Consider the following 26,214-nt stretch of genomic DNA (forward strand, 5'->3'; position numbering starts at 1 on the left):
TCTTAACTACGCAAAATAACCTTAGCAACTTTTCAAATCATCGCTTTGCGTTAATAATGCCAATTGCAATCGCGCGCATATGGCCTAATCGGAATCTAGATTCCGTTATTGCCGCGCGGCCGATAGGCTCTTGACGAAAGACAGGCCAAACCCGCAGCACGGCGCAACAGGTTGAAACACCAGTGTCATGATTGCGGGCGGACAGGGATTTCCGGCCGGCATTAGGGGGAATGACAGCATTGAGGCGGACGACGAACAAGGACGCAGCACCGCATTACCAGTTCGACGAGATCGACCGATCGATCGTCGCGCTGCTGCGGGACAATGGCCGCGCCACCAATCAGCAGATCGCCAAGAAGCTCGATCTGGCACCCGCCACCGTATCGTCGCGCATCAAGCGCATGGAAGCCGCCAATGCGCTGTGCGTGGTCGCGGTGTCCGACTTTGCCGCGCATGGCTATGACGTTTTGATCGAACTGTGCATCCAGGTGGAAAAGCGCTCCGCCGCCGCGGTGGGCGAGGAACTGGCGGCGCTGCCCGAAGTGTTCGCCGCGCATGTCGTGACCGGCGCGCACGAGATCGACCTGCTGATCGCGCTCCACAGCCTCGACGAACTGCCCGAGCTTTACGGACGGATCAGCCAGATCCAGGGCATCCGCACCATGACGCCGGCGATTGCCGTCGACACGGTGAAATATGAATTCGACCTGGCCCCCCTTTCCTGAGCTGGCACCGACATGGCAAAACCCACGCTTGACGATCTCGATCGCAAACTCATCGACCTGCTGGCCAAGGACGCGCGCGTCAGCAACCGGCAGATCGCGGCCAAGCTCGACGTTACCGAGGGCACGGTGCGCGCGCGCATCAAGCGGCTGCAGCAGGAAAATTTGATCCGCTTCACCGCGATCACCGGCATCACCACGCTACGACTGCTGCGCCCCTTCTTCGTCTATGTCTCCGCCGATCCCGCCAAGGTGCGCCCGCTCGCCGAAGAGATTGCCGGATTGCCGCAGATCCACGCGGTGCTGACCACGCTGGGCCGCCACAATATCCTTGTCATCGGGCTGTTCGCCGATCTGGAAGATGTGATGACCACCGCAACCCAGCGTATCGTCGAGCTTCCCGGCGTCTATAATGTCGAAACCTCAATCGCGGTTTCGACTCTGAAGTATAATCCACGCGTGGTGCGGATCACCGGAACCCCGCCGCACATGGATGAAAATGACGAAGAAGCCGAGGGTTGAAACGCGAACACGCGGAATCGGCCAGAACAACCTCCATCTTGCGTAATTCAGCGGTTCATGCGATACGAAATTGAATGAGAGAGGAGATCGCAATGGCCAGCCCGGCCCCCGCCAGTGAAGCGCAAGACGTGACGCAGACCGCCCCGATCGCCGCCGCGGACAATACCGCAGCGCTTGGCGCGGACTTCAAGCAGGCGATGCGCCGGCTTGCCGCCAGCGTTTCGGTGATCACCGCGCGCGAAGAGGGCGAACCCCGCGGCATTGCGGCCACCGCCGTGACCTCGCTGACCGTCGATCCGCCGGCGATGATCGTCTGCGTCAACCAGTCGGCCAGCATCCACCCCGCGCTCGCGATCGGCGCGCCGATCTGCATCAACCTGCTCCACCAGCAGCACCGCGAGGTTTCGGGCGCCTTTGGCGGCATGATCGCGTGCGACAACAAGTTCGACCATGGCGAATGGCAGGACGACGAACGCGGCATCCCCTATCTGGTCGATGCGCAGTCGAACATCTTCGCGACCGTCGAGCAGATGACGCCCTATGGCTCGCACTCGATCATCATCGCGCGCGTCGCCGGGGTGCGCAACCGCGACGATATCGCCCCGCTGATCTTCCAGAATGGTGGCTATCTTTAAAGCCTGCGTTCATCGCAGGACTTGAATTAACTGGACATATGCCCCCAGATCGGGGCGGAATTAGCGCCCCCCCCAATGCGGGAGTCGCGAAAAGGACTGAGGAGAGAGTTTGTGGCTAAGACCGCTGAATATGGACTCGGCGAATACACCTTTCCCCGCGGCTGGTTCATGGTCGCGGCTTCGGACGAGGTGACCAAGAAGCCGATCGGCGTGCGCTTCTTTGCGCAGGATATGGTGCTGTACCGCGGCGAAAGCGGCAAGGCCTATATCATGGACGCCTATTGCCCGCACATGGGCACGCACCTGGCGAACAACACCACTTCCTATGTCGTGCGCGACGACAGCCATGTCGAAGGTGAATCGATCCGCTGCCCCTATCATGGCTGGCGCTTCGGCCCCGACGGCAAGTGCGACGACATCCCCTATTCGCCCGCGCCGATCCCCAAGGCCGCCTGCGTCCAGACCTGGCCGCTCGAAGAGCGCGCCGGCTGCGTCTTCGTCTGGTATGATCCGGAAAACGGCACGCCCGATTATGATCTGCCGCCGTTCGAAGAATATACCGATCCGGCCTGGGTTCCCTGGAAGATCGACCATCTTGGCGAGCTGGCCTGCCACCCGCAGGAAATCCTCGACAACATGGCCGACAAGGCACATCTCGAGCCGGTACACGGCAGCTGCGACATGCAGTCGTTCGAGAACCAGTTCAACGACCATGTCATCCGCCAGGTGCTGAAGGCCGGTCACCGCACGCTCGCCAGCGACGGCGGCGATTACATGACCAACGACACCTGGTACACGGGCCCGGGCATCCTGCAGTCGCGCATGATCGGCGAGCACCCCTCGCTCATGCTCATCTGCCACACGCCGATCGATGACGGCGTGGTGAAGGTGTGGCACGCGCTGCTCGTCAAGTCGCCCAACGCGGTGGCGAACGAGGACGACGTCGCGCTTGCCCGCCAGTATCAGGAATCGAGCCGCCTTGCCTTTGCCCAGGATTTCGAAATCTGGGGCAACAAGCGCGCCTGCATCCATCCGATGATGGTTCAGGGCGACGGCCCGTTCCACAAGGTCCGCATCTGGTACAAGCAGTTCTACAACCCGCGCGAAAAGGCGCAGGATTTCCAGAAGCGCGCCAACGGTACCATCGTCACCAAGGGCACCGCGAGCGAGCCCTGGGCGAAGGCGTCCTGATCGCCTGATCCGCATACGGAAAAGGCGTCGGCATTCCCGGTTCGGCGCCTCTTCCGAAGACACGGCCGTTCCTGCCCATAGGCGGGAGCGGCCTTTTCTTTTGCCCCCTAGACCGCCCAGCGGGCGATATCATCCTCCAGCCCGACCAGCGCGAGCCCCGAGGCGATCGAGGTCAGCTCGCCCCCCGTGGCCAGCCGCTCGCCCCCGAAGCGGTCGGCGAACAGCCCGCGGATCGCGGGGATGAGTGACGAGCCGCCGGTGAGGAAGACGCGGTCGATCTCGCCGGCCGCAACGCCCGCATTGGCGAGCGCCTGATCGACGGTCGCTGCGATGAGCGCCAGATCCTCGGCGATCCAATGCTCGAAATCGGCGCGGCGCACCTCGGCCGCGATGTCGAGCCCGGCACCGGTGAAGCGGAATTCGGCGACTTCGCTGTCCGACAATGCGCGCTTGACCCGGCCGACCGCGTCGTAGAGCGGATAGCCGAGTTCATTCTCGATCACCGCGATCATCCGGCCGATCGCCTCCGCATCGACCGCGCTCTTGCGCAGCCGGGCCAGTTCCTCGAGCGTGCGGCGGTTGCGCATCAGCGCCAGCCGCGACCAATCGGCGAAATCGGCGAAATAGCTGCGCGGGATTTCGAGCACCTTGCCCATCGACTGATAGCTGCCGCCCTTGCCGAGCATGGGCAGGACCAGCCGGTCGAGAATCCGGTAATCGAACCGGTCGCCCGCAATGCCGACACCCGCATGGCCGAGCGGCTGGCAGCGCTGCGCCGCGCCCGGCGCCGCCACGCGGACCACCGAAAAGTCGCTGGTACCGCCGCCGAAATCGGCGACGAGGATGGTGGCGGCGCGGTCGAGCCGCGCGGCATAGCTGAACGCGGCGCCCAGCGGTTCGTAGACATAATGGATTTCGGTGCCGAAACCCGCGAACATCTTGTCATAGCGTTCGCGCGCCAGCGCCGGATCGGGGCGGCCGCCGGCATATTCGACCGGACGGCCGATGACGATGCGTTCGGGCCGCGCCGTCAGCCGGCCGCCGCTATGCGCGACAAGGCGATCGAGGAAAAAATGGCCGAGTTCCTCGAAGCGGTAGCGCTTGTCGAACACCGAGGCGCTTTCGAAGCTGGCGCTGGCCGCGACCGACTTGAACGACTGGATGAAGCGGCTGTCGGACGGCCATTCGAGATATTCGTTGATCGCGAAGGGCCCGGCATCGACCGCAAGCCCGCCGGGCACGTCGTCATGCCAGAAGCAGAGCGCCGAGCGGAAGGCCGAGCCCGGCCCGTCGCCCGCGTCGAAATGGAGCAGCTCGGGAGCGATGCGCGCGTCATCGGCCAGCGCAACCACGCTGTTCGTCGTGCCGAAATCGAGGCCGAGCGCCCGGCTGTCGCCGCCAGCGTTCATATGCAGTCTCCCTGGATCGATTGCGCGGCGGATCATGCCCGGCCGCGAGGAACGCGCGCCTATGCAGATATGGCGCCACCGTTGCAAGCGCCGCCATTATCCGGGATAGCGGATATATGCCCGGCCCCACCGAATCCCGCCGCCCGCTGATCGTCGGCCTTGGCGGCACGACCAAGCAGAACAGCTCGAGCGAACGCGTGCTGCGCCATGTGTTGCAGGCGTGCGAATCCGCGGGCGCCGACACGCTGATGTTCGACGGCCCCGCGCTCGACATGCCGATGTACGCCCCCGAAGTGGCCGAGCGGACCGAAAAGGCGCAGGCGCTGATCGCCGGGCTGCGCCGCGCCGACGGGATCGTCATCGCCTCCCCCGGCTATCACGGCACGGTATCCGGCCTCATCAAGAACGCGCTCGATTATGTGCAGGACATGGCGGCCGACGAGCGCGTCTATTTCGAGGGGCGCGCGGTGGGGTTGATCGCGGTGGCGGCGGGGTGGCAGGCGACGGGCACGACGCTCGCCACATTGCGCTCGATCACCCATGCGCTGCGCGGCTGGCCCACGCCGATGGCGGTGACGATCAATGCGGTGACCCCGGTTTTCGGGCCGGATGGCGGCGTGGCCGATGCCGCGATCGGCGCCCAGCTCGATATATTGGCGCGGCAGGTCGTCGATTTCGCGCAGATGAAGGCGCTGCACGATCTGGCGCAGGCGGCGGGCGACGCCTGCGACAACCACCCGGGCTGATTAAAGCGCCTTAGCCCGCCTTGCCGAGCGTTTCGGCGAGCAGCGTGTTGGCGCGCGGGCCGTCCCAATCCATGCCGCCCACGACGCGCCAGACTTCCTTGCCCTCGGCATCGTAGAGGATCGTCGTCGGCAGCATCCCGCTGGCATAGGTGAGCCCGAGCAGATTCTCGGCATCGACATAGGCTTCGAGGTGCTTGAAGCTGTTCTTGGCGAACCAGGGGGTGACGACGCCCGCCCCCTTTGAATCCTGCGAGACGGTGAGCACCTTTAGCCGGGCGCCCTCGCGCGCGGCCAGCCGGTCGAGCGTCGGCATTTCCTTGACGCAGGGGCCGCACCAGGTGGCCCAGAGATTGACGAGCAGCGGCTTGCCCTGGAACTTGGCGAGCGTCACCGGGCTGCCATCGGGGGCGTTGAAGGTGACATCGGGCATGGGGGTCCCTCGCGACGCGATGTCGAGCGTACCGGTAATTTCGCCCTCGGCGGGCGCCTCTGCCGCGTCCTTTGCTTGCGGGGCGGGTTCCGATTGCCTATCGCAACCGCCAAGCGCGAATAGCCCAGCCCCGAGGAAGATGATGAACGAAGACCGCACGCAAAGCTCCAATGAACAAGGGTCGAATGCAATGTGGGGCGGGCGTTTCGAGGAAGGCCCCGCCGCGGTTATGCGGGAGATAAACGCCTCCATCCCCTTCGACAAGCGGCTGTGGCAACAGGATATCGCCGGATCGAAGGCGCATGTCGCGATGCTGGCCAAGCAGGGCATCGTTTCGACCGAGGACGCCGCCGCGATCACCGAAGGGCTGACCAGGATCGCCGCCGAATATGAAGCGAACGGCGTGCCCGAGGACCTGACGCTCGAAGACATCCACATGGTGACCGAAAGCCGCCTGGCCGAACTGATCGGCCCCGCCGCCGGGCGCCTGCACACCGCGCGGTCGCGCAACGACCAGGTGGCGACCGATTTCCGTCTCTGGGTGCGCGACGCGATCGACATGGTCGAACCCGCGCTCGCCAATCTGCAAAAGGCGCTGGTCGCGCGCGCCGAGGAGCATGCCGCGAGCGTGATGCCCGGCTTCACGCATCTTCAATCGGCGCAGCCGGTGACGCTGGGGCATCACCTGATGGCCTATTACGAAATGATCGCGCGCGATCGTTCGCGCTTTGCCGATGCGCGCGAGCGGATGAACCGGTGCCCGCTCGGTTCGGCCGCGCTTGCCGGCACCGGCTATCCGATCGACCGCCATGCGACCGCAGCGGCGCTGGGTTTCGACGGCCCCACCAACAATTCGCTGGATTCGGTATCCGACCGTGACTTCGCGCTCGATTATCTGATGTCCGCCAGCCAGTGCGCGCTGCACCTGAGCCGGCTGGCCGAAGAATTCATCATCTGGGCGAGCCAGCCCTTCGGCTTCGTTTCGCTGTCGGACCAGTGGTCGACCGGCTCGTCGATCATGCCGCAAAAGCGCAACCCCGACGCCGCCGAACTGGTGCGCGGCCATTCGGGCCGGATCACCGGCTGCATGGTGGCGCTGACCATGACGATGAAGGGGCTGCCGCTCGCCTATTCGAAGGACATGCAGGACGACAAGCCGCCGGTGTTCGAAGCGCACGACCTGCTGGGCCTGTCGATCGCGGCGATGACCGGGATGATTGAGAGCGCGACCTTCCGCACCGACCGGATGCGCGGGCTGGCCGAGGCCGGCTTTGCCACCGCGACCGATCTGGCCGACTGGCTGGTGCGCGATGCGGGCCTGCCCTTCCGCGAAGCGCATCATGTGACCGGCCGCGTCGTGAAGACCGCCGAGGAACGCGGTGTGACGCTGGGCGAACTTCCGCTCGACGTGCTGCAGGCGATTGATGCGCGTATCGGCGAGGGCTGTTTCGCGCTATTGGGGGTCGATGCCTCGGTGGCGAGCCGGGTGAGCCATGGCGGCACCGCGCCGTCCGAAGTGCTCAAGCGGATCGCCGAGGCGAAGGCCGATTTGGGATTGCAGGCATGAAGAAGCTGATCGCCGCGTCGTTGCTGGTCATGGCGCTTGCCGGGTGCGGCAGCAAGAAGGACCTGTTCCGTCCCGAAGGCGATCCGGTGCCCGTAAAGCCCGCAACCGATATCGACGCGCTGACATCCGAAGAGATGATCACCCCGTCCGAACAATCGCGCCCCGAACGCGCCGACGAGATTCTGCGCCGATCCGAAAAACGGCAGGACGACCGTTTCGACCTGCCCCCCACCTGAACCGAGTTTTCTCATCGATGGACCATTTCACGCTTCGCGACGGGCAGTTGCATGCCGAAGACGTCGCGCTCGACACGATTGCCGATCAGGTCGGCACCCCCGTCTATGTCTATTCGCAGGCGACGATCGAACGCCATGCGAACGTATTCCGCGATGCGGTGACCGGCGCGGGCAACGACGCGCCGTGGATTTCGTTCGCGGTGAAGGCGAACCCCAACCGCGCGGTGCTGTCGGTGCTGGCGAAGCAAGGCTTTGGCGCGGATGTGGTGTCGGCGGGCGAGCTGCTGCGCGCAGTGGCGGCGGGCATTCCGGCGGAAAAGATCATCTTTTCGGGCGTGGGCAAGACCGAAGAGGAAATGCGCATCGCGCTTGAACACGGCATCGGCCAGTTCAACCTGGAATCCGAGCAGGAAGCCGAGATGCTGTCGGCCGTGGCCGCCGCGATGGGCACCCGCGCGCCCGTGGTCTACCGCGTGAACCCCGATGTCGATGCGGGCACCCATGCCAAGATTTCGACCGGCAAGTCCGAAAACAAGTTCGGCATTCCGATCAACAGCGCGCCGGCCGCCTATGCGCGCGCCGCCGCGCTGCCCGGGCTGAAGATCCAGGGCGTTGCCGTCCATATCGGCAGCCAGCTGACCGACCTGGGCCCGCTGGCCGCGGCGTTCGAGAAGGTGGGTACACTCATCGCGACGCTGCGCGCCGATGGCCATGCGATGCTGGTCGCCGATCTCGGCGGCGGCCTTGGCGTTCCGTACAACCCCGCCCAGCCGGTGCCGCCCAGCCCCGCCGAATATGGCGAGATGGTCCGCCGCGTGACCGCCGGATGGGATATCCGTCTGGCCTTCGAACCCGGCCGGCTGATCGTCGCCAATGCGGGCGTGCTGCTGTCGCGCGTGGTGCGCGTGAAGGACGGCGCGGTGCACCCCTGGGTGATCGCCGACGCCGCGATGAACGACCTGCTGCGCCCCAGCCTGTACGACGCGTGGCACGATATTCGCGGCGTTGCGCCCAAAGGCACGAACATGGTGGCCAATGTCGTTGGCCCGGTGTGCGAAACCGGCGACACCTTTGCCATGGCGCGCGAGATGGACAGCGTGGACGCGGGCGATCTGATCGCCTTCATGACCGCCGGCGCCTATGGCGCAACCATGGCGAGCACCTATAACAGCCGCGCGCTGACCCCCGAGGTGCTGGTATCGGGCGATCGCTGGACCGTGGTGCGCGCGCGCCAGCCGCTGGAAGCGCTGATCGCCGCCGACACGGTTCCCGACTGGCTGGCCGAATAACCGGCCAAGGCATTGAACGGCTTGGCAAGCGAGCCAAGCCGGGCGACAAGTCGTTCGATGCACAGCCTGCCCATCTTTCTGAGGCTTGAGGGCCGCCCCGCCATCGTCATCGGCGATGGCGACGGCGCGGCTGCCAAGCGCCGGCTGCTCGAACGCGCGGGCGCGCGGATCGTGGATGCGGATTCGCCCGAGGCACGCATCGCGATCGTGGCGCTGGAGGATGACGCGGCCGCCGCCGCCGCGACCGCGGCACTGCGCGCGCGCGGAATCTGGGTGAACGCCCCCGACCGCCCCGAACTGTGCGATTTCACGCTGCCCGCGATTGTCGACCGCGATCCCGTGATCCTCGCCATCGGCACCGGTGGCCAGTCGGCGGGGCTGGCCAAGGCGCTGCGCCAGCGGCTGGAGGCGCTGTTGCCGACGACGCTGGGCAATCTCGCGCGCCAGCTTTTCGCGGCGCGCGGCGCGATCCGCAGCCGCTGGCCCGACGCCGCCGACCGCCGCCGCGCGATCGACGCGGCGCTGGACGGGCCCCTATCCCCACTGACCGAGACGCCGCCCGATGCGGTGGAGGCGTGGCTGAGCGCCCCGGATGCGCCGACGGCCACGCGGCTCGAGACGATCCGGATCGCGTCCGACGATCCCGACCTGCTGACGCTGCGGGCCGCGCGGTTGCTGGGGCAGGCCGACACGGTGTTTCACAGCAAGGCAATCGCGCCCGCGATCCTGAACCGTGCCCGCGCCGACGCCGTCCGGGTTCTGGCGGCACGCCTGCCCGATACGCTGCCCGAGGGCCTGAGCCTCTATCTGACCGACGCGGAGACCCAATGAGCTTTGCCTGGATCGTAGAGAACGGAACACCCCGCGCGGCCACGCTGGCGGAGGCGGACGCCGCCTATGGCACCGCCGATTTCATCTGGGCGCATCTCGACATCCGCAATGCCGGCGACATGGCGTGGCTGGCGGGGGAAACCGACCTGCCCGATGTCGCGCGGGCGGCGCTGGTGGCGCAGGAAACACGCCCGCGCTGCGACCCGATGGACAGCGGCGCGCTCGTCAACCTGCGCGGGCTGGGCGCAACACCCGGCGACGATCCCGATCCGCTGGTATCGATCCGGATCTGGGCCGAGCGCGGCTGGGTGACCTCGGTCTGCCTGCGCACCCCGCAAGCGCTGGAGCCGCTGCAGGCGGCGATGGCGGCGGGCAAGATCCTCGATCCCGGCGATCTGATCTCGACGCTGGCGATCCTCATCACCGAAGCGCTCAACCCCGATGTGGCCGCACTCGGCGATCTGCTCGACGATTGCGAAGTCCAGCTCGACGCAAAAAATGTCTACCAGTTGCGCCGGCGGATCGCGCGGGCGCGGGTGCAGGCAATCTCGTATCGCCGGTTCGTGGCGCCGCAGCGTCAGGCGCTGGAGCGGCTGGCCGGGATTAATGCCGACTGGATGGACGAAAATGACCGGCTGCACCTGCGCGAGGCAGCCGACCGCTGCGCGCGCATGGCGGAGGAACTGGAAGCCGTGCGCGAGCGTGCCGGACTGATGCACGAGGAACTGACCGATCTGCGTTCCGAGCAGATGGACAAGCGCGCGCTGATGATTTCCATCGTCGCGTTCATCTTCCTGCCGCTCACCTTCCTGACCGGGCTTTTGGGCATGAATGTCGACGGCATCCCCTTTGCCCATGAATCCTGGGCATTCTGGGGCGTCGTCATCATCTGCGTGATCCTGTCCGCGCTCATCGCCTTCTGGTTCGTCGCGCGGCACTGGATCAGCCGCTGATTACATGCCCGTGTTGCTGCACAGCACATCGGCCAGATAGACGCGGCGGTTTTCGGTCTGCATCGCCTGCCGCGAGGCACGGCTCCACCCGCGCGACTTGCAAAAGCGTTCGGCCGAACGCGCCGCGCAGGCCGCCGTGGCCGAGCCATTGGGGCAGGCGAGCACGCGCTGGTTGCGTTCACGCGGCGCGGTGAAGAATTCGGCCGCCATCCCGCGCAACGACCGATCGGGCGTGTTGCTGCCGCCACCGCCATCCCAGCTTACCGGGCGCAGCGAGGCCACGGTCGACAGCTGCCCGCGCAGATTGCGGTCGTCACGGTCCACGGTGATGCAAGTGCCGCGATAATTGGGTTGCGAGCAGAGCTGCCATGCGCCGCTGCGGACGCGGATGCTCGTCACCCGCCAGTTGAGGCGCATATCGGGATTGGCGCGCGAGACGGTAACGGCAGGGCCCGCGAAATTGACGTCGCGGTAGATGGTCGCCTCTCCGCGCCCGCCGAGCAGCTTTTCGGCAACGGTCGTCGGCTCCTGCGCCAGCGCGGGCGCGGCGAGAACGGCAAGCGCGGTGAACAGAATGGGTAATGCGGACCGAACAGGGATCATCGTCGTCCTCCACATCGAGAGTCGCACGTGCGACGCGCGGCGCAGCATATCAGCGATGACACGAAAACCGAGGCCAATAATGGCGCCCGATCAGCGCGATCAGAGCAGTCCGAGCGCCGCCAGTTCGTGCCGCAGCGCGGCGGGCAGTTCCGCCCCGCCCAGCGCGGCGAGATCGACGGGCGCATCGCTGCCCTCGAGATAGCGCCAGCCCTGATGCGCGCGGCGTGGGCGCGGATCGACGGGGATCAGCCTGGCATCGAGCAGGATGATCCAGCGGCGTTCATTCTCCATCTCCTCGAAACCGAGGATCTGCTGCCGCGCGACGAGCTTGTGCTTGATGATCCAGAACAGCGATCCGCCGATCAGCTCGGCATGGCGGGTCGGCCGGTTGCGCGTGGTGACGACCGCGACCTCATTGGTGGTGCGCGCCTGCAGGCGTTCGGCGAGAATGTCGAGCGAGGGGCAGCCAACCGCAACCTTGGTGATGTTAAGCAAAGCCATGGCGCCCAATTGGGGCGCACGGGCCCGGCGATCAAGTCAGCCCGCGAGCCCGGCCGCCGTCGCCAACCCCAGAAAGACCAGAAAGCCCATCGAATCGGTCATCATCGTGACGAACACCGACGATGCGACCGCCGGATCGGCCCCTGCACGTTCGAGCGTGAGCGGGACGACGACGCCAGACAGGCCGGCGATGAGGATGTTGGTCATCATCGCGGCGGCGATCACCATGCCCAGCTGCGGATTGTGGAACACCGCCCAGACGCCGAGCCCGATCACCAGCGCGACCGTGGAGCCGTTGAGCAGGGCGATCTTGATCTCGCGCCTTATGCTGCGCCAGGTGTTCGACTGGGTAAGCTGGTTGGTGGCGAGCGCGCGCACGGTGACCGCCATGGTCTGCGTGCCCGCATTGCCGCCGACCCCCGCGACGATCGGCATCAGCGCGGCCAGCGCCACCATCTGCGCGATCGTGCCTTCGAACAGCCCGATGATCGTCGAGGCCACCAGCGCGGTCGCCAGATTGGCGATGAGCCAGCGCACGCGGCCCTTATAGCTTTCAAGCACGGGCTCGTTGATGTCGCCATCGCCCGCGCCGGACAGCTTCAATATGTCCTCGCCCGCTTCTTCCTGGATGATGTGGACGATGTCGTCGACCGTGATCATCCCCACCAGCCGGCCCGACTGATCGACGACCGCAGCCGAGATAAGCGCATATTTCTGGAATTTGAGCGCGACCTCTTCCTGATCCATATCGACCGGAATGAGCGTCTGTTCGCGCTTCATCACATCGCCGATCGACACCGCGCGCGGGGTGCGGAGAATCCAGCTGAGCGCGCAGCAGCCGATCGGATGATGGCTGGCGTCAACCACATAGATTTCCCAGAAATCGTTGGTCAGATCCTCGTTGCTGCGCATGTAGTCGAGTACGTCGCCGACGGTCCAATGCTCGGGCACCGCGATAAGATCGCGCTGCATGAGGCGGCCGGCCGATTCCTCGGGGTAGGACAAGGCCTCCTCGATCGCCGCGCGGTCGTCGGGATCGAGCGCGCGCAGCACCGCGCGCTGATCGGCCTCTTCCATGTCCTCGATCAGCGCGACGGCGTCGTCGGTGTCGAGTTCGCCCGCAATCTCGGCAACCTCATGCGGCTCGAGCGCCTCGATCAGATCCTCGCGGACATAGTCGTTCATCTCGGCGAGCACGTCGCCGTCGAGCAGATCGGTGATCGCGGCGGCGAGCGCGCGGCGCTGGTCGCTCGGCACCAGTTCGAAAAGATCGGCGATGTCTGCGTGGTGCAGCGGATCGACGAGCGCACGCGCGCCCTCGGAATCGCCGGCATCGACGCGGTCGAGCACCGCGGTGACGAATTCGGGGGTCAGCCGGTCTTCAGCGTCGTGGCTCGGCTCGGCAACCACGGGCTGTTCATCATCGGGCATGGCTTTCAGTTCGCTTTCGCTCATGCGGCCTCCTTCTGATGAATCTGCTGGGGTTTCCCGTGCCGCTTTGCGCACTTTGCACAAAAGGGAAACCCGCTTTTTCACGGCGCATGCAACTTATGCGCGAACGACAGCGCGTTAGCCACACATGCCGCTCTTTTAATGAAGCCGGTGATCGCTATATGGGCGACAGTTTTCCACCCATATACGGGAGCCGGACATGGCGGACACTCTTACCCTTACCCTCGACAGCGGCGGCGATGTCGTCATCAAGCTGCGCCCCGATCTGGCCCCCGGCCATGTCGAGCGCATCTCGCAGCTTGCCAATGACGGCTTTTATGACGGCGTGGTGTTCCACCGCGTGATCCCCGGCTTCATGGCGCAGGGCGGCGATCCGACGGGTACGGGCATGGGCGGCTCCAAGCTTCCCGACCTCAAGGCCGAGTTCAACAAGGAACCGCATGTGCGCGGCGTGTGCTCGATGGCCCGCGCGATGAACCCGAACAGCGCGAACAGCCAGTTCTTCATCTGCTTCGAAGACGCGCGCTTCCTCGACGGCCAGTACACCGTCTGGGGCGTGGTTGAATCGGGCATGGAACATGTCGACGCGCTGCCCAAGGGCGAACCGCCGGCAACCCCGGGCAAGATCGTGACGGCACGCATCAGCTGATCAGCCGGACACGTACCGAACATGCAAGCGCCGTCGGATGGAAACATCCGGCGGCGCTTTGCTATTCGGGAGATTTGGCGTCGAACAGCCTGACCAGCCAGTCGTGGAACAACCGCACCGCGCGCATTTCGAGCGCCCGGGGGCGGCAGGCGAACCAGTAGCTGTACGGGCTTTCGACATCGAAATCGAAAAGCCGGACGAGCCGCGAATCCTGCGAATCCTCAAGATGGCTGTCGAGCATGAAGGCCACGCCGAGCCCCCCGGCCGCCGCCTCGAGCATGAGCTGGCCGGAATCGAAATGGTCGATCGCCAGCGGCTCGAGATCGGGCATGCCGATCGTCTGGCGGAACACCTCGAAGGTTTCGGGCATGTCGCGGTGGATGAGCACGGTGGTGCGCGTCAGATCCTCGGGCGTGCGGATCGCCTTGGGGCCTTCGGTCAGCGCGCGGCTGGCGATGGGATAGACGCTGTTGCGCCCCAGCCGCCGCGAATAAAGCGCGGGATCAATCTCGCGCGCGAGCGGGATCGCGACGTCGAGCCCCTCACCCAGCCGCGCCAGGCTGTAGGCGGCGGTATCGATATCGATATGGAGTTCGGGATGACGCGCGCGCAGATCGGGCAGATGACGCATCAGCTTTTGCGATGCAAACAGCGGCAGGATGCCCAGACGCAGACGCAGCACATCGTGATTGCCCGACAGTTCCTCGATCGCGAGCGACAGCATGTCGATCGCGGGCGCGATCTGGCGCAACAGCTTTTCACCGTCTTCGGTGAGCACCAGCGCCTGGTGGCGCCGGCTGAACAGCGGACGCCCGAGAAACCGTTCGAGCGCCTGAACGCGCCGGCTAAGCGCCGGGGATGACAGGGCAAGATCCTCAGCCGCCGCCTTGATCGAGCCGAGACGTGCAACCTGCACAAAGGCTTCAATGGCAGTGAGGGGGGGCAGGCGCCGCATGGTGGTCCTCATTTATGCAGGCAGACAGGCTGCTGTCCGCGCGCATCTGATATGCGAGAGCAACAATAGTTGCAATCTGCGCAAGCGGAAAGAAGTTTTTCGCACTTGCACAAAATCATGCTGCAGTGCACATAGAGCAGGCCTTTCAGGCATCCTCTCCTAAAAACTTTCAAGGCCGGTCCTGCGGGATCGGCCCTTTTTTTTTGCCCGTTTCGCTCGCATCCCCCCCGAACCGCCCCTATCTTTGCGTTTCCAGGGACAAAGGAGCGCGCAGATGGCCGATCAGGACGTTCAGCAAAAGCGGCTGCAAGTGGCGAATGCCCGCCCCGAAGACAGCGGACGCGGACTGGCAAGACTGTCCACCGCCACGATCCAGGCACTGGGCCTGAACGAAGGCGACATCATTGAAATTACCGGAAAACGCACGACGGCTGCCCGCGTCGTCCGCCCCTATCAGGAGGATGAGGGGCTGGAACTCGTGCGCATGGACGGGTTGCAGCGCGCCAATGCGGGCGTGGGGTCGGGTGACTTCGTCGAGATTCGCAAGGCCGAGACCAAGCCCGCCCAGCGAGTCGTGTTCGCACCCGCACAACAAAACCTCCGTCTGCAGGGATCCTCGAACGCGCTGAAGCGCAGTTTCATCGGCCGGCCGCTGATGGCGGGCGACGTGGTTGCAACCGCCGGGCAACAGCAGGTGGATCAGGGCAACCTGCCCCCGCAATTGCGCCAGATGCTGGCGGCGCCCGCCTATGCGCTGCAGGAAATCCGGCTTGCGGTGGTGAGCACGGTGCCCAAGGGCATCGTCCATATCGACGCGGAGACCGAGGTCGAGCTGCTGCCCGAATATGTCGAGCCCAAGGACGCACGCCGCGCCGACGTCACCTATGACGATGTCGGCGGGATGGCGACGACGATCGACCAGTTGCGCGAGATGGTGGAGCTGCCGCTGCGCTATCCCGAACTGTTCCAGCGACTGGGCGTCGATCCGCCGCGCGGGGTTTTGCTCCACGGCCCGCCGGGAACCGGCAAGACGCGACTTGCCCGCGCGGTGGCGAATGAGAGCGACGCCGAATTCTTCCTGATCAACGGCCCCGAGATCATGGGCTCGGCTTATGGGGAGAGCGAGAAGAAGCTGCGCGAGATTTTCGAGGCGGCACAGAAATCGGCGCCGTCGATCCTGTTCATCGACGAGATCGATTCGATCGCCCCCAAGCGCGAGCAGGTGCAGGGCGAAACCGAGAAACGCCTTGTTGCGCAGTTGCTGACGCTGATGGACGGGCTGGAAGCACGCAGCAACCTTGTCGTGATCGCGGCGACCAACCGCCCCGAGGCGATCGACGAGGCGCTGCGCCGCCCCGGCCGGTTCGACCGCGAGATCGTCATCGGCATCCCCGACGAACGCGGACGGCGCGAGATATTGGGAATCCACACCCGCGGCATGCCGCTGGGCGACCGGGTGGACCTGGGCGAGCTGGCGCGCACCACCTACGGCTTTGTCGGCGCCGACCTGGCGGCGCTGTGCCGCGAAGCCGCGATCGAGGCGGTCCGCCGGATCATGCCGAAGATCAACCTGTCCGAAGGCACGATACCGCCCGAGGTGCTCGATACGCTTTCGGTGACGCGCGAGGATTTCCTTGCGGCGATCCGCCGCGTCCAGCCCTCGGCGATGCGCGAGGTGATGGTGCAGGCGCCCGATATCGGCTGGGACGATATTGGCGGGCTCGACGATGCGCGCGAACGGCTGCGCGAGGGGGTTGAGCTGCCGCTCAAGGACCCCGAGGCGTTCCGCCGCATGGGGATTCGCCCGGCCAAGGGCTTCCTGCTCTATGGCCCGCCCGGCACGGGCAAGACGCTGCTTGCCAAGGCGGTGGCGCGCGAGGCGGAGGCGAATTTCATCGCCACCAAATCGAGCGACCTGCTGTCGAAATGGTATGGCGAGAGCGAGCAGCAGATCGCCCGGCTTTTCGCACGGGCGCGGCAGGTGGCGCCGTGCGTCATCTTCATCGACGAGCTCGATTCGCTGGTGCCTGCACGCGGCGGCGGCTTTGGCGAACCGCAGGTGACCGAGCGCGTCGTCAACACGATCCTGGCCGAGATGGACGGGCTGGAGGAATTGCAGTCGGTGGTGGTGATCGGGGCGACCAACCGCCCCAATCTGATCGACCCCGCGCTGCTCCGCCCCGGCCGGTTCGACGAGCTCGTCTATGTCAGCGTGCCCGACGCCAATGGCCGGCGCCGGATCCTTGCGATCCATACCGCGCGGATGCCGCTGGCTGCGGATGTCGACCTCGACCTGCTTGCCGAGCGGACCGACCGGTTCACCGGCGCCGATCTGGGCGACCTTGTCCGCCGTGCGGGGTTGATAGCGCTGCGCGAATCGCTTCAGATCGAAGCGGTCCGCATGGCGCATTTCGAGGCGGCGCTGAAGGAAACCCGCGCCTCCGTCTCGGCCGAGATGGAACGCGAATATGAGGTGATGGAGGCCAAGCTGAAGCAGGACGCGCTGAAGATTGACCCCGTCGGCTTCATCGGCCCGGGGATGCTTCGTCCGCGGAACGCGCAGAAGTGATCGCGCGGAGCGCGTAAACAAGCGTGACGAGAAGGGCGAACGCCGCAACCGCATAAGGCAGCGGCTTCGCCACTTCATAGAGCCCGACGCCGATCGACGGGCCGACGACGAAGGTGGCACCGTTCACCGCCGTCACCCGGCCCGCGACGGCGCCCTGCTCCTCCGCCCCGACGGCGAGCGAGGCGCCCGCGGTGAAGCCCGGGCGGACGAAACCAAAGCCAAGCGACGACAGCGCAAAGGCGACCGAGATGGCGTGGAGCGAAGTGGCGATGCCGGTAAGCGCGCTACCGATCGCAGCGATCACGATCCCCCAGATGACGAGCGCGCGGGGGGTGAGCGAAAGCAGCGGGATGAGCCCCCATTGCGCGAGCAGCGTGGCCCCCGCGCCCATCATCAGTACGATACCGATTGATTGCTGCGCCATGGCAGGCGGCAGCCCCAGCCGGTCGATGACGAGAAAACCGATCGCCTGCCCGGTCATCGCCTGCGCATGGCCCATGACCAGACCGACGAGCATCCACGGCCAGATTCGCGGATCGCGCAGCCGGACATCGACGCTCGATCGCTGCGCGGTGGCGGCGGTGATGCTTGCCCCGCTCGATTGCCCGCCGATCGTGGGATAGCTCGTGGCCGCACCGTGCGCGCTGGGATCGTGGATGACACCATGTGCCGGGAGCAGGCGTGCAACCGCGATCATCACGATGATCCCGAACACCGCGATGACATAGGCGGGCCCCGCCAGCCCGACGATGGGGAGGATCAGAAAGGGCGCGAGCGCCGGGCCCAGAATCGTCCCCAAGCCGAAGGCCGAGCCCAAAAGCGTGAGCGCGCGCGTGCGCTCAGCGCGCGTGGTGCTGTCGGCGACGATCGCCTGCGCCGCCGGGGGCGCGGCCGCACCGAAATAGCCGTAAAGGAGGCGCCCGAAGACAAAGGCGAGCATGGTGGCCGCCGGGCCGATCCAGCCCAATATGCCAGCGCTGAGCGCAAGGCCGCAGAGGATGAGCGAGGCGATGAAGCCGCCCATGCCCAGCAGGATCATCGCCTTGCGGCCGTGATGATCCGATTTGCGCGCCCAGCGCTGCGCCACCAGCGCCCAGACGAGCGCGGAGACCGAAAAGGCGACTGCAATCGCGGCATCGGGTATTTCGAGCGAGCGACCGATGGCAGGCAGCACCGATTGCAGCGCGGTGTTCCCGGCCGCGATCGTCAGCATGACGACAAAAAGCAGCGTGAATTCGCGGCTGCGGCCGTCGGACGGCAGCTTCAGCATCGCGGCGCAACGATGGGCATCGAATCCGGCCCCTCTCCAAAGGCTTGTCCGGTATTCGGACCATGTCATCGCGATAGGCCGGAACGATCGGGGAACGAAAGTAAAATCTGCGTCTTTCCCAATCGACGCGGCGCTTGAACTGCGCCTGCAATTTTGCGAGGGCTGACGTCAGCAGTCCTTTACCGAGGAAATACATGCCCGCATCAACCGCCAAGACCACCCGCAAATTGCCAGCCTGGCTCGGACAATGGGCGCGCAAGCGGTCTGGTCCACTGGCAATGTTCTTCAAGGGTTTCCTGAAGCACCCGGTGATGGTGGGTTCGATCATCCCGTCTTCGGACAAGCTGATCGCCAACATGCTTGGCCCAGTTGACTGGGCCAATACGAAGCTGTTCGTCGAATATGGCCCCGGTGTCGGCACCTTTTGTCGGCCGATCCTGAAAAAGATGGCGCCCGATGCCAAGCTGATCGCGATCGACACCAATCCCGACTTCATCGAGTATCTGGGGCAGGAAATTCCCGATCCGCGCTTCGTTCCGGTACTGGGTTCGGCCGCCGATATCCGCAAGATCATCGCCGAACATGGCCATGATCATGCCGATTATGTGCTGTCTGGCCTGCCCTTTTCGACGCTGCCCAGCGGCGTAGGACCGCAGATCGCTTCGGAAACGCAAGGCGCACTGCGCCCCGGCGGCGCGTTTCTGGTCTATCAGTTCTCGCCCAAGGTGCATGACTTCATCGCGCCGCATTTCGAGCGGATCGATCATGACGTCGAATGGTGGAACATTCCGCCCGCCCAGCTTTATTGGGCGTGGAAGGACTGACCCCGCTCAGTCGAGCCCGAAATTGAGGCGGCGCGTAATGGTGTAATCCATCACGCCGACGATCAGATAGGCGAGCATCCAGCGCCCGCGCGTGATGACATTCGCCCGCGCATGGTGGAGTTCGGGCGTGATCCGCTCGCAACTGGCGAGCTGTTGCTCGAAGAAGCGCCGCATCGCATCGGCAAAGCCCGCATCGTCGATGCGCAGCATCAGTTCCATGTTGAGATAGAGGCTGCGCATGTCGAAATTGGCGGAGCCAATATAGACGACATCATCCACCACGATCAGCTTCATATGGAGCAGGCCGGGCAGATATTCATAGACCTCGACATCGCGGCGCAGGAGCAGGCCGTAGAGCAGCCGCGCCGCGCCGACGGTGGCGGCATTGTCACTCTGGCTGGCGGTTACCAGCCGCGCCGCGCCGCCTTCGCGCTGCGCGACACGCCCGATCCGCTTGAGCATCGAGCGGCCGGGCGAGAAATAAGCCTCGACCATGTCGGCGCGGTGCGCGCGTTCGAGATCATGCTTCACCGTGCGCGCCCAGGGATTGAGGCGGGGGCTTGGCCCGCCAAGCAGCCAGCGCAGCGGGCCGCGCTGCGGCGGCAGCGATTCTTCGAGAATCCGGCGCAGCGCGCGCCAGCCGGGCTTGTCGAGCTGCACCCAGCGACTGAGCCCGTCATAATAGGTGACAAGCCACGAGACCGCAGGCCCCTGCACCACCAGCCCCAGATCGTGCCAGCGTTCGGCCTCGGGCGGGGCGAAATAATCATTGCCGATATTGAACCCGCCGATGAGCGCACGGCCATGATCGGCAATCGCAATCTTCTGGTGGTTGCGGAGCAGATAGCGCCGCCCGAAGCGCGGCGCGAAACGAAAGAATCGACACCCCGCCGCCTTGAGTATGGCGAAAAACATGTCGGGGGTCCGATTGCTGCCGAACCCGTCGACAATGCACGACACCGTGACGCCGCGATTGAGCGCGTCGAGCAGTGCATCGCGCACCATGACCCCCGAGGCATCCGCTTCGAAAATATAATAATAGAGGCGCAAGCTGTAGCGCGCGCCCTCGATCAGATCGAGCAAGGCGCGCAGCCGTTCGGGGCCCTCGACGACAAGCGTGAGCCGATGCCCATCAACCTTCATGGACCCTTCGCCATTTTTGTGGCTTGCCCGCTCCATCCCCAATCCTTGGGTCCTTGGGGCAGGAAGGGCAAGGGAAAAGCGGCATTTCCTTGACTCCGGAGCCGCCCATCGCTAGATCCCGCCATCTTTCCGATATTCTTTTTGCTTGCAACTGGAGCGACTATGGCGCGCGTTACCGTCGAAGATTGCGTCGACAAGGTTTCCAACCGGTTTGACCTTGTTCTGTTTGCGGCACAGCGCGCACGCCAGATTTCGGGTGGTGCAGACCTGACGCTGGAACGCGACCGCGATAAAAACCCGGTCGTCGCGCTGCGCGAGATCGCCGAGGAAACGATCCGTCCCGACGATATGTGCGAAGCCGTGATTTCGAACCTGCAGCGCGTCCGCATGGACGATGACGATGTGGCGGATGAAATCGGCTCGATCGCGCAGTCGGCCGAAGCGCTGCGCCTCACCGCCGCTGCGCCGCCGCGCAACCAGAATGTGGGTGGCGATTACGAGGGCTGATCCCTCCGGTCATTTCCCATGCAAAAAGCCGGGCACTGCCCGGCTTTTTTGTGCCTGCTAAACAGGACTTACCAAATCAGGCCGCGCGGTCGGCGCGCGCCGGCTCCTTGGTTTCACCGATCGGGTGCACCTCCTCCGCATGGAGCCAACACAGATCAGCGTGATCGAGCTCGCGGTCGTCATGGGCGCGGATGCTGATCGAGCGAATCGGTTGCAGGTCGCGCTTGTCGACCAGCACCGGGGTCGACGGGACACCCGATTCCCAGCGTTCGCCCCATTGCCGGAGCGCGACCATTGCCGGAAGCAGTTCGGCCCCCTTTGCGGTGAGGCGATATTCGATCTTGCGGCGATCATGCGGCAAAGGCTGGCGCATCAATATGCCGTGCGCGACCAGCCGGGAAAGCCGGTTGGCGAGGATGTTGCGGGCGATGCCGAGTTCCGACTGAAATTCCTCGAAATGGCAGACGCGGTTGAACGCCGCACGCAGGATGAGGAACGACCAGCGTTCCCCCATCGCCTCCAGCGCTGCGGGCAGCCCGCATTCATGCGCGATTTCCTTGAGCGGTTCTCTCAGTCCCATTTCGGCAGATTAGCGTAAAAACCAAGCCGTGCAAAACGATATAAGTTTTAGGTTGCAACTAGAAACTTTACATGATAGCCCGCCGCCAGCAATCCGGCATCAGGAGGCCCAGACCATGCCCCGCTTTTCGATTGTTCTCGCTGCGCTCGCGCTTGTGGCGCCCGCCTCCGCATTCGCCGCCGAACCGGCCGGCCCCTTTTACAGCGCGACCTTCGCCACGGCGCCGAGCAAGACTTCGCTGATCGTCAACGACCATCTGTGGAAATGCGATGAAAATGGTTGCGCCTCCGCCAAACCCGCCAAAAGCCGCCCCGCGGTGATGTGCCAGGGCCTGACCCGCAAGCTGGGGACGATCACGGCCTTTCGCGCGGGTTCGGAGAACTTTGACGCCGCAGCACTCGCCAAATGCAACGGCAATGGCTGATCGATCAGCCTGACCGAAAATATTTCGTTGCAATGCAGCAGCGCGCGGTCAAAAAATGATCGCGTGTTGCGACAATATGAACTTGTAGACCGGGTCCTTTCCTACGATCCTGATGCCGACGAAGCGCTGCTCAACCGCGCCTATGTGTTTTCCATGCAGCGCCATGGCACACAGAAACGTGCCTCGGGCGACCCCTATTTCAGCCACCCGATCGAGGTGGCGGGGATTCTTACCGACCTGAAGCTCGACGACGAGACGATCGCGACCGCGATCCTCCACGACACGATCGAGGATACGCTGACGACCCGCGAGGAGATCGAGAAGATCTTCGGGGACAATGTGTCCCGGCTGGTCGATGGCGTCACCAAATTGTCGAAGATCGAGGCGCAGACCGAAAGCCAGCGCGCCGCCGAGAACCTGCGCAAATTCCTGCTCGCCATGTCCGACGACATTCGGGTGCTGCTGGTCAAGCTGGCCGACCGGCTGCACAATATGCGCACGCTCCACTTCATCAAGAATGAGGAGAAGCGCCGCCGGATCGCCAAGGAAACCATGGATATCTATGCCCCGCTCGCCGAGCGGATTGGCATGTACGAGTTCATGCGCGAGATGCAGACGCTGGCCTTCCAGCATCTTGAACCCGAAGCCTATGCCTCGATCACCAAGCGACTGGAACAGCTACAGGGCGATGGCGGCGACCGGATCGCCAAGATCGGTTCGGGGCTGAAGCTGCTGCTCAGCCGCGCCGGGCTTGAGGTCGAAGTTTCGGGTCGCGAAAAGCACCCCTATTCGATCTGGCGCAAGATGGCCGAGCGCCATATCAGCTTCGAACAGCTGTCGGACATCATGGCGTTCCGCGTGATCACCGAGGATACCGACGCCTGCTACCGCGCGCTCGGGATCATCCATCAGCGCTGGCCGATGGTGCCGGGGCGGTTCAAGGATTTCATCTCGACCCCCAAGCGCAACGGCTACAAATCGCTCCACACGACGATCATCCATGCGGGCGACACGCGGATCGAGGTGCAGATTCGTTCGAAGGCGATGCACGCGCAGGCCGAATTCGGGCTGGCGGCGCACTGGGCCTATAAGCAAAAGGGCCAATCCGACGGGCAGGCAGGGTGGATTCGCGATCTGCTCGAGATTCTCGAAACCGCCGACAATGCCGAGGAACTGCTCGAGCATACGCGCATGGCGATGTATCAGGATCGGATATTCGCCTTCACCCCCAAGGGCGAGCTGTATCAGCTGCCCAAGGGCGCGACCCCGGTCGACTTCGCCTATGCCGTCCACACCGATCTGGGCGACCAGACGGTGGGCGCCAAGGTCAATGGCCGCGTGGTGCCGCTGCGCACCCAGCTGCAAAATGGCGATCAGGTGCAGATCCTGAAATCCAAGGGGCAGGAACCCCAGCCGGGCTGGCTGAACTATGCCGTCACCGGCAAGGCGCGCGCCGCCATTCGGCGTTATGTGCGCCAGAAGGAGCGCGAGGAAACGATCGCGCTGGGCCGCAAAATCTATGACGAGATCGCGCTGCGCCTGCCCGCGCAGCTGGGCACCGAGGCGCTGGGCAACGCGCTGAAGCGCCTGCGCATCGCCGATGAGGCGACATTGATGGAATCGATCGCGCGCCAGCGGATCTCGGATACCGAGCTGATGGAAGCGCTGATGCCCGGTTCCACCGGCGGCGATGTCGCGGGCGCGCATGCACCGGCGCAACGCGAGGCGATTTCGATCAAGGGGCTGACGCCGGGCGTGGCGTTCAACCTCGCCGAATGCTGCCACCCGGTGCGCGGCGACCGCATTGTCGGCCTGCGCCGGCCCAATGAGGGGATCGAGGTCCACACCATCGACTGCGAAACGCTGTCCGACGGCGGCGCCGATGCCGACTGGATCGATCTGGCCTGGGGCGGCAAGGCCGATTCGAGCACCGCGCGGCTCAACATCGTCGTCAAAAACGAGCCCGGCGCGCTCGCGGTGATGGCGGGCATATTCGGGACACACAAGGCGAACATCCTCAACCTCAGGCTGGAAAACCGGGATTCGAGCTTCCACAGCTTCATGGTCGATCTCGAGGTGAAGGACGTGCATCACCTGATGCGCATCCTCGCGGCGCTGCGCGCGGCGGACGCGGTGAGCCGGGCCGAGCGGGTCTGACGCGAAACCGGTTTCAATTGTAATCAGTTGAACGGTAAAAGGGGGGCATGACCGATGCCCCCGCCCCCGCCGCCGACATGACCTATGCGCGCTATCTCGCGCTCGACACCCTCTTGGATGCGCAGCATCCGGTGTCGGACCGGCATGACGAGCTGTTGTTCATCATCATCCACCAGACCAAGGAATTGTGGCTGAAGCAGATGATCGCCGAGCTGAAGCTCGCGGTCGGGCAGATTCGCGACGATGCGCTGGTGCCCGCCTATAAGGGGCTGGCGCGGGTTTCGCGGATTCAGGCGGTGATGACGCTGAGTTGGGACGTGCTCGCAACGATGACGCCCAGCGATTACAGCCGCTTTCGCCATGTGCTGGGGACGAGCTCGGGATTCCAGTCGGATCAGTTCCGCACCGTCGAATATCTGCTGGGGTTGAAGGACGCAGCCTTTCTGCGCTTTCAGGAGGATCGCCCCGAAGCGCAGGCCGCGATGCGCGCCGCGCTGGAAGCGCCCAGCCTGTGGGACGAGGCCAACCGCGCGCTCGCGCGTGCAGGCTTCGCCCTGCCCGATCATGTGCTTTCGCGCGATTGGGCCAGCGCCTATGCGCCCGACCCGGCGGTGGAGGCCGCGTGGACCGAGGTCTACCGCGACACCGAACGCTGGTGGCCGCTTTACCAACTGGCCGAAAAGCTCGTCGACCTCGACGATGCGCTCGCGACCTGGCGGCACAAGCACGCGCAGACGGTGGAGCGCGTGATTGGGTTCAAGCGCGGCACCGGCGGCACGGCGGGGGTATCCTATCTCCAGTCGACCATCGCCAAGCGCGCCTTTCCCGAATTGTGGACGCTCAGAACCCAGCTATGAGCCACAAGCGCCTCTTCACCCACGCTCTCGCCGCGCAACGGGCCGCAGGCCGGCTGCATTTCGCGGCACATTCACACCATTTATGGCCCGATGCCGCGCGCGCCGGGCAGATCGCGTGCTGGGAAGACGGCGCAGGGCTGGCCGACCATAAATGGGCCAGGGTGATGGGCGAGGTCTGGCCGGCGGCACAGGCGGAGATCGCGCAGGAACTGCGCCTGCCCGATCCGGAAAGCATCGTCTTTGCCACCAACACGCATGATTTGCTCATCCGCCTGCTCTCGGCGCGGTCCGAGCGGCCGGTGCGAGTGCTCGCCAGCGACAGCGAGTTTCACAGTTTTCGCCGTCAGGCCGCGCGCTGGGTGGAAAGCGGGCGGATCATATTGGACACCGTGGCGCTGGAGCCGTTCGACAGTTTCGACGCGCGTTTCGTGGCCCGGGCGCGCGAGACACAGCCCGATCTGGTGTTCGTCAGCCAGGTTTTCTTCAACAATGGCCATGTCTTCCGCGAGATCGCCGCGCTTGCCGAACTGGCGCGCGCCGAGGGCTGCTGGGTCGTCATCGACGGCTATCACGGCTTCATGGCGATCGAGACCGATCTGTGCGCGGTGGCGGACCGCATCTTCTATCTCGCGGGCGGCTATAAATATGCGATGGCGGGCGAAGGCATGGGGTTCATGCACTGCCCGCCGGGCTTTGGGCCGCGCCCCCAAATCACCGGCTGGTATGCCGCGTTCGACGATCTGGGCGCGGCGCCGGGGACAATCGGCTATGCCCCCGACGCGCGCCGCTTTCTGGGCGCGACCTTCGATCCATCGGCGCTCTACCGATTCCGCGCGGTGCGGGACGTGCTGCGCGCAGAAGCGCTGTCAACGGCGCGGATCGCCGCGCATGTCAACGCGCTGCAACGGCGGCTTGTGGCGGCGCGCGGCGCGACGCCGCTTGGCGCCATGACGCTGCTCAACCCGCCGGGAAAGGATGACAATCACGCCCGCTTCCTCGCCTTTCGCGGACCGCAGGCACAGGCACTAACCGCCGCGATCGACCAGGCCGGGGTGACGGTGGATTGCCGCAGCGATGTGCTGCGCATCGGCATCGGGCTGTATCACGATGCGGCCGATGTCGACGCGCTGGTGGAACGGTCGTCCCGAATCACGGTCTGAGCGCCCCCATTGATTCTTGACTGGCTCTCGGC

Annotated in this window: 27 protein-coding genes; 18 read left to right on the top strand and 9 right to left on the bottom strand. The window is 65.0% G+C overall.

Going from position 1 to position 26,214, the window contains the following annotated elements:
* The first annotated feature begins 230 nt into the window (after nucleotides 1-230).
* From QYC26_RS08425 to QYC26_RS08440, 4 genes are all read left to right on the top strand, one after another.
* Complete coding sequence (locus tag QYC26_RS08425; RefSeq protein WP_317514934.1) at nucleotides 231-725, top strand: Lrp/AsnC family transcriptional regulator; 495 nt, start codon at nucleotides 231-233, stop codon at nucleotides 723-725.
* 12 nt (nucleotides 726-737) lie between these two features.
* On the top strand, nucleotides 738-1,244 hold the full coding sequence (locus QYC26_RS08430; protein WP_317514935.1) for an Lrp/AsnC family transcriptional regulator: 507 nt from the start codon (nucleotides 738-740) through the stop codon (nucleotides 1,242-1,244).
* A gap of 92 nt (nucleotides 1,245-1,336) precedes the next feature.
* Nucleotides 1,337-1,879 carry a flavin reductase family protein gene (locus QYC26_RS08435; protein ID WP_317514936.1) on the top strand — a complete coding sequence of 181 codons (543 nt, stop codon included), beginning with the start codon at nucleotides 1,337-1,339 and terminating at the stop codon, nucleotides 1,877-1,879.
* Between the two features lie 111 nt (nucleotides 1,880-1,990).
* Nucleotides 1,991-3,070, top strand: coding sequence for a Rieske 2Fe-2S domain-containing protein (locus QYC26_RS08440; RefSeq protein ID WP_317514937.1), 1,080 nt, complete (start codon nucleotides 1,991-1,993; stop codon nucleotides 3,068-3,070).
* A 107-nt stretch (nucleotides 3,071-3,177) separates the two neighbouring features.
* Here QYC26_RS08440 and QYC26_RS08445 read toward each other — a convergent pair whose 3' ends face one another.
* The gene (locus tag QYC26_RS08445) at nucleotides 3,178-4,479 is read right to left on the bottom strand and encodes an Hsp70 family protein (RefSeq protein WP_317514938.1); all 1,302 of its coding nucleotides are present in this window, start codon (nucleotides 4,477-4,479) and stop codon (nucleotides 3,178-3,180) included.
* 116 nt (nucleotides 4,480-4,595) lie between these two features.
* Between QYC26_RS08445 and QYC26_RS08450 the strand changes: the two genes are divergently transcribed.
* Nucleotides 4,596-5,225 carry an NAD(P)H-dependent oxidoreductase gene (locus QYC26_RS08450; RefSeq protein WP_317514939.1) on the top strand — a complete coding sequence of 210 codons (630 nt, stop codon included), beginning with the start codon at nucleotides 4,596-4,598 and terminating at the stop codon, nucleotides 5,223-5,225.
* Between the two features lie 10 nt (nucleotides 5,226-5,235).
* On the opposite strand, the gene QYC26_RS08455 is transcribed toward QYC26_RS08450, so the two are convergent.
* Nucleotides 5,236-5,814, bottom strand: coding sequence for a TlpA disulfide reductase family protein (locus QYC26_RS08455; protein ID WP_317514940.1), 579 nt, complete (start codon nucleotides 5,812-5,814; stop codon nucleotides 5,236-5,238).
* 31 nt (nucleotides 5,815-5,845) lie between these two features.
* Between QYC26_RS08455 and argH the strand changes: the two genes are divergently transcribed.
* Genes argH through QYC26_RS08480 form a run of 5 tightly spaced genes read left to right on the top strand, consistent with a single transcriptional unit; the run spans nucleotide 5,846 to nucleotide 10,531 of the window.
* On the top strand, nucleotides 5,846-7,222 hold the full coding sequence (gene argH, locus QYC26_RS08460; protein WP_317515032.1) for an argininosuccinate lyase: 1,377 nt from the start codon (nucleotides 5,846-5,848) through the stop codon (nucleotides 7,220-7,222).
* Complete coding sequence (locus QYC26_RS08465) at nucleotides 7,219-7,458, top strand: hypothetical protein (protein ID WP_317514941.1); 240 nt, start codon at nucleotides 7,219-7,221, stop codon at nucleotides 7,456-7,458. The genes argH and QYC26_RS08465 overlap by 4 nt, the downstream gene beginning before the upstream one ends.
* A 17-nt stretch (nucleotides 7,459-7,475) precedes the next feature.
* A complete protein-coding gene (lysA, locus tag QYC26_RS08470) occupies nucleotides 7,476-8,747 on the top strand; it encodes a diaminopimelate decarboxylase (protein ID WP_317514942.1) in 1,272 nt (423 codons plus the stop codon).
* 57 nt (nucleotides 8,748-8,804) lie between these two features.
* On the top strand, nucleotides 8,805-9,578 hold the full coding sequence (locus tag QYC26_RS08475; protein WP_317514943.1) for a bifunctional precorrin-2 dehydrogenase/sirohydrochlorin ferrochelatase: 774 nt from the start codon (nucleotides 8,805-8,807) through the stop codon (nucleotides 9,576-9,578).
* On the top strand, nucleotides 9,575-10,531 hold the full coding sequence (locus QYC26_RS08480) for a zinc transporter ZntB (RefSeq protein ID WP_317514944.1): 957 nt from the start codon (nucleotides 9,575-9,577) through the stop codon (nucleotides 10,529-10,531). The genes QYC26_RS08475 and QYC26_RS08480 overlap by 4 nt, the downstream gene beginning before the upstream one ends.
* Here QYC26_RS08480 and QYC26_RS08485 read toward each other — a convergent pair whose 3' ends face one another.
* The 3 genes from QYC26_RS08485 to mgtE all read right to left on the bottom strand — a co-directional run bounded on the left by QYC26_RS08485 (nucleotide 10,532) and on the right by mgtE (nucleotide 13,090).
* Nucleotides 10,532-11,134, bottom strand: coding sequence for a beta/gamma crystallin-related protein (locus tag QYC26_RS08485; RefSeq protein ID WP_317514945.1), 603 nt, complete (start codon nucleotides 11,132-11,134; stop codon nucleotides 10,532-10,534).
* A gap of 99 nt (nucleotides 11,135-11,233) precedes the next feature.
* A complete protein-coding gene (locus QYC26_RS08490; RefSeq protein WP_317514946.1) occupies nucleotides 11,234-11,635 on the bottom strand; it encodes a DUF1489 domain-containing protein in 402 nt (133 codons plus the stop codon).
* Nucleotides 11,636-11,671: 36 nt separating this feature from the next.
* A complete protein-coding gene (gene mgtE, locus QYC26_RS08495; protein ID WP_317514947.1) occupies nucleotides 11,672-13,090 on the bottom strand; it encodes a magnesium transporter in 1,419 nt (472 codons plus the stop codon).
* Nucleotides 13,091-13,286: 196 nt separating this feature from the next.
* Between mgtE and QYC26_RS08500 the strand changes: the two genes are divergently transcribed.
* Complete coding sequence (locus QYC26_RS08500; protein ID WP_317514948.1) at nucleotides 13,287-13,736, top strand: peptidylprolyl isomerase; 450 nt, start codon at nucleotides 13,287-13,289, stop codon at nucleotides 13,734-13,736.
* A gap of 61 nt (nucleotides 13,737-13,797) precedes the next feature.
* On the opposite strand, the gene QYC26_RS08505 is transcribed toward QYC26_RS08500, so the two are convergent.
* Nucleotides 13,798-14,691: a LysR substrate-binding domain-containing protein gene (locus tag QYC26_RS08505; RefSeq protein ID WP_317514949.1), complete on the bottom strand. Its 894-nt coding sequence runs from the start codon at nucleotides 14,689-14,691 to the stop codon at nucleotides 13,798-13,800.
* Between the two features lie 274 nt (nucleotides 14,692-14,965).
* Here QYC26_RS08505 and QYC26_RS08510 point away from each other — a divergent pair, with 274 nt between their 5' ends.
* The gene (locus QYC26_RS08510; protein ID WP_317514950.1) at nucleotides 14,966-17,260 is read left to right on the top strand and encodes a CDC48 family AAA ATPase; all 2,295 of its coding nucleotides are present in this window, start codon (nucleotides 14,966-14,968) and stop codon (nucleotides 17,258-17,260) included.
* On the opposite strand, the gene QYC26_RS08515 is transcribed toward QYC26_RS08510, so the two are convergent.
* Nucleotides 17,217-18,530: an MFS transporter gene (locus tag QYC26_RS08515; RefSeq protein ID WP_317514951.1), complete on the bottom strand. Its 1,314-nt coding sequence runs from the start codon at nucleotides 18,528-18,530 to the stop codon at nucleotides 17,217-17,219. The two genes, QYC26_RS08510 and QYC26_RS08515, sit on opposite strands and share 44 nt — an antisense overlap.
* Before the next feature lie 194 nt (nucleotides 18,531-18,724).
* On the opposite strand from QYC26_RS08515, the gene QYC26_RS08520 reads away from it, so the two are divergent.
* The gene (locus tag QYC26_RS08520) at nucleotides 18,725-19,354 is read left to right on the top strand and encodes a methyltransferase (protein ID WP_317514952.1); all 630 of its coding nucleotides are present in this window, start codon (nucleotides 18,725-18,727) and stop codon (nucleotides 19,352-19,354) included.
* A gap of 6 nt (nucleotides 19,355-19,360) precedes the next feature.
* Here the strand turns inward: QYC26_RS08520 and QYC26_RS08525 are convergent, their stop codons facing one another.
* Nucleotides 19,361-20,497 carry a phosphatidylserine/phosphatidylglycerophosphate/cardiolipin synthase family protein gene (locus QYC26_RS08525; RefSeq protein ID WP_317514953.1) on the bottom strand — a complete coding sequence of 379 codons (1,137 nt, stop codon included), beginning with the start codon at nucleotides 20,495-20,497 and terminating at the stop codon, nucleotides 19,361-19,363.
* Between the two features lie 162 nt (nucleotides 20,498-20,659).
* Between QYC26_RS08525 and rpoZ the strand changes: the two genes are divergently transcribed.
* Entirely contained in the window at nucleotides 20,660-21,004 is a 345-nt protein-coding gene (rpoZ, locus tag QYC26_RS08530) for a DNA-directed RNA polymerase subunit omega (protein WP_317514954.1), read from the top strand.
* Nucleotides 21,005-21,080: 76 nt separating this feature from the next.
* Here rpoZ and QYC26_RS08535 read toward each other — a convergent pair whose 3' ends face one another.
* On the bottom strand, nucleotides 21,081-21,584 hold the full coding sequence (locus QYC26_RS08535; protein ID WP_317514955.1) for a helix-turn-helix domain-containing protein: 504 nt from the start codon (nucleotides 21,582-21,584) through the stop codon (nucleotides 21,081-21,083).
* Nucleotides 21,585-21,699: 115 nt separating this feature from the next.
* Here QYC26_RS08535 and QYC26_RS08540 point away from each other — a divergent pair, with 115 nt between their 5' ends.
* The 4 genes from QYC26_RS08540 (at nucleotide 21,700) to QYC26_RS08555 (ending at nucleotide 26,182) form a co-directional block, all read left to right on the top strand.
* Nucleotides 21,700-22,008: a CC_3452 family protein gene (locus QYC26_RS08540; RefSeq protein ID WP_317514956.1), complete on the top strand. Its 309-nt coding sequence runs from the start codon at nucleotides 21,700-21,702 to the stop codon at nucleotides 22,006-22,008.
* A gap of 63 nt (nucleotides 22,009-22,071) precedes the next feature.
* Entirely contained in the window at nucleotides 22,072-24,165 is a 2,094-nt protein-coding gene (locus QYC26_RS08545; protein WP_317514957.1) for a bifunctional (p)ppGpp synthetase/guanosine-3',5'-bis(diphosphate) 3'-pyrophosphohydrolase, read from the top strand.
* A gap of 47 nt (nucleotides 24,166-24,212) precedes the next feature.
* The gene (locus QYC26_RS08550) at nucleotides 24,213-25,022 is read left to right on the top strand and encodes a tryptophan 2,3-dioxygenase (RefSeq protein ID WP_317514958.1); all 810 of its coding nucleotides are present in this window, start codon (nucleotides 24,213-24,215) and stop codon (nucleotides 25,020-25,022) included.
* On the top strand, nucleotides 25,019-26,182 hold the full coding sequence (locus QYC26_RS08555; protein ID WP_317514959.1) for an aminotransferase class V-fold PLP-dependent enzyme: 1,164 nt from the start codon (nucleotides 25,019-25,021) through the stop codon (nucleotides 26,180-26,182). The genes QYC26_RS08550 and QYC26_RS08555 overlap by 4 nt, the downstream gene beginning before the upstream one ends.
* Nucleotides 26,183-26,214: the final 32 nt, after the last annotated feature.

Origin of the sequence: Sphingomonas sp. C3-2 (assembly GCF_033025475.1) — a bacterium.
Lineage (GTDB): Bacteria > Pseudomonadota > Alphaproteobacteria > Sphingomonadales > Sphingomonadaceae > Sphingobium_A.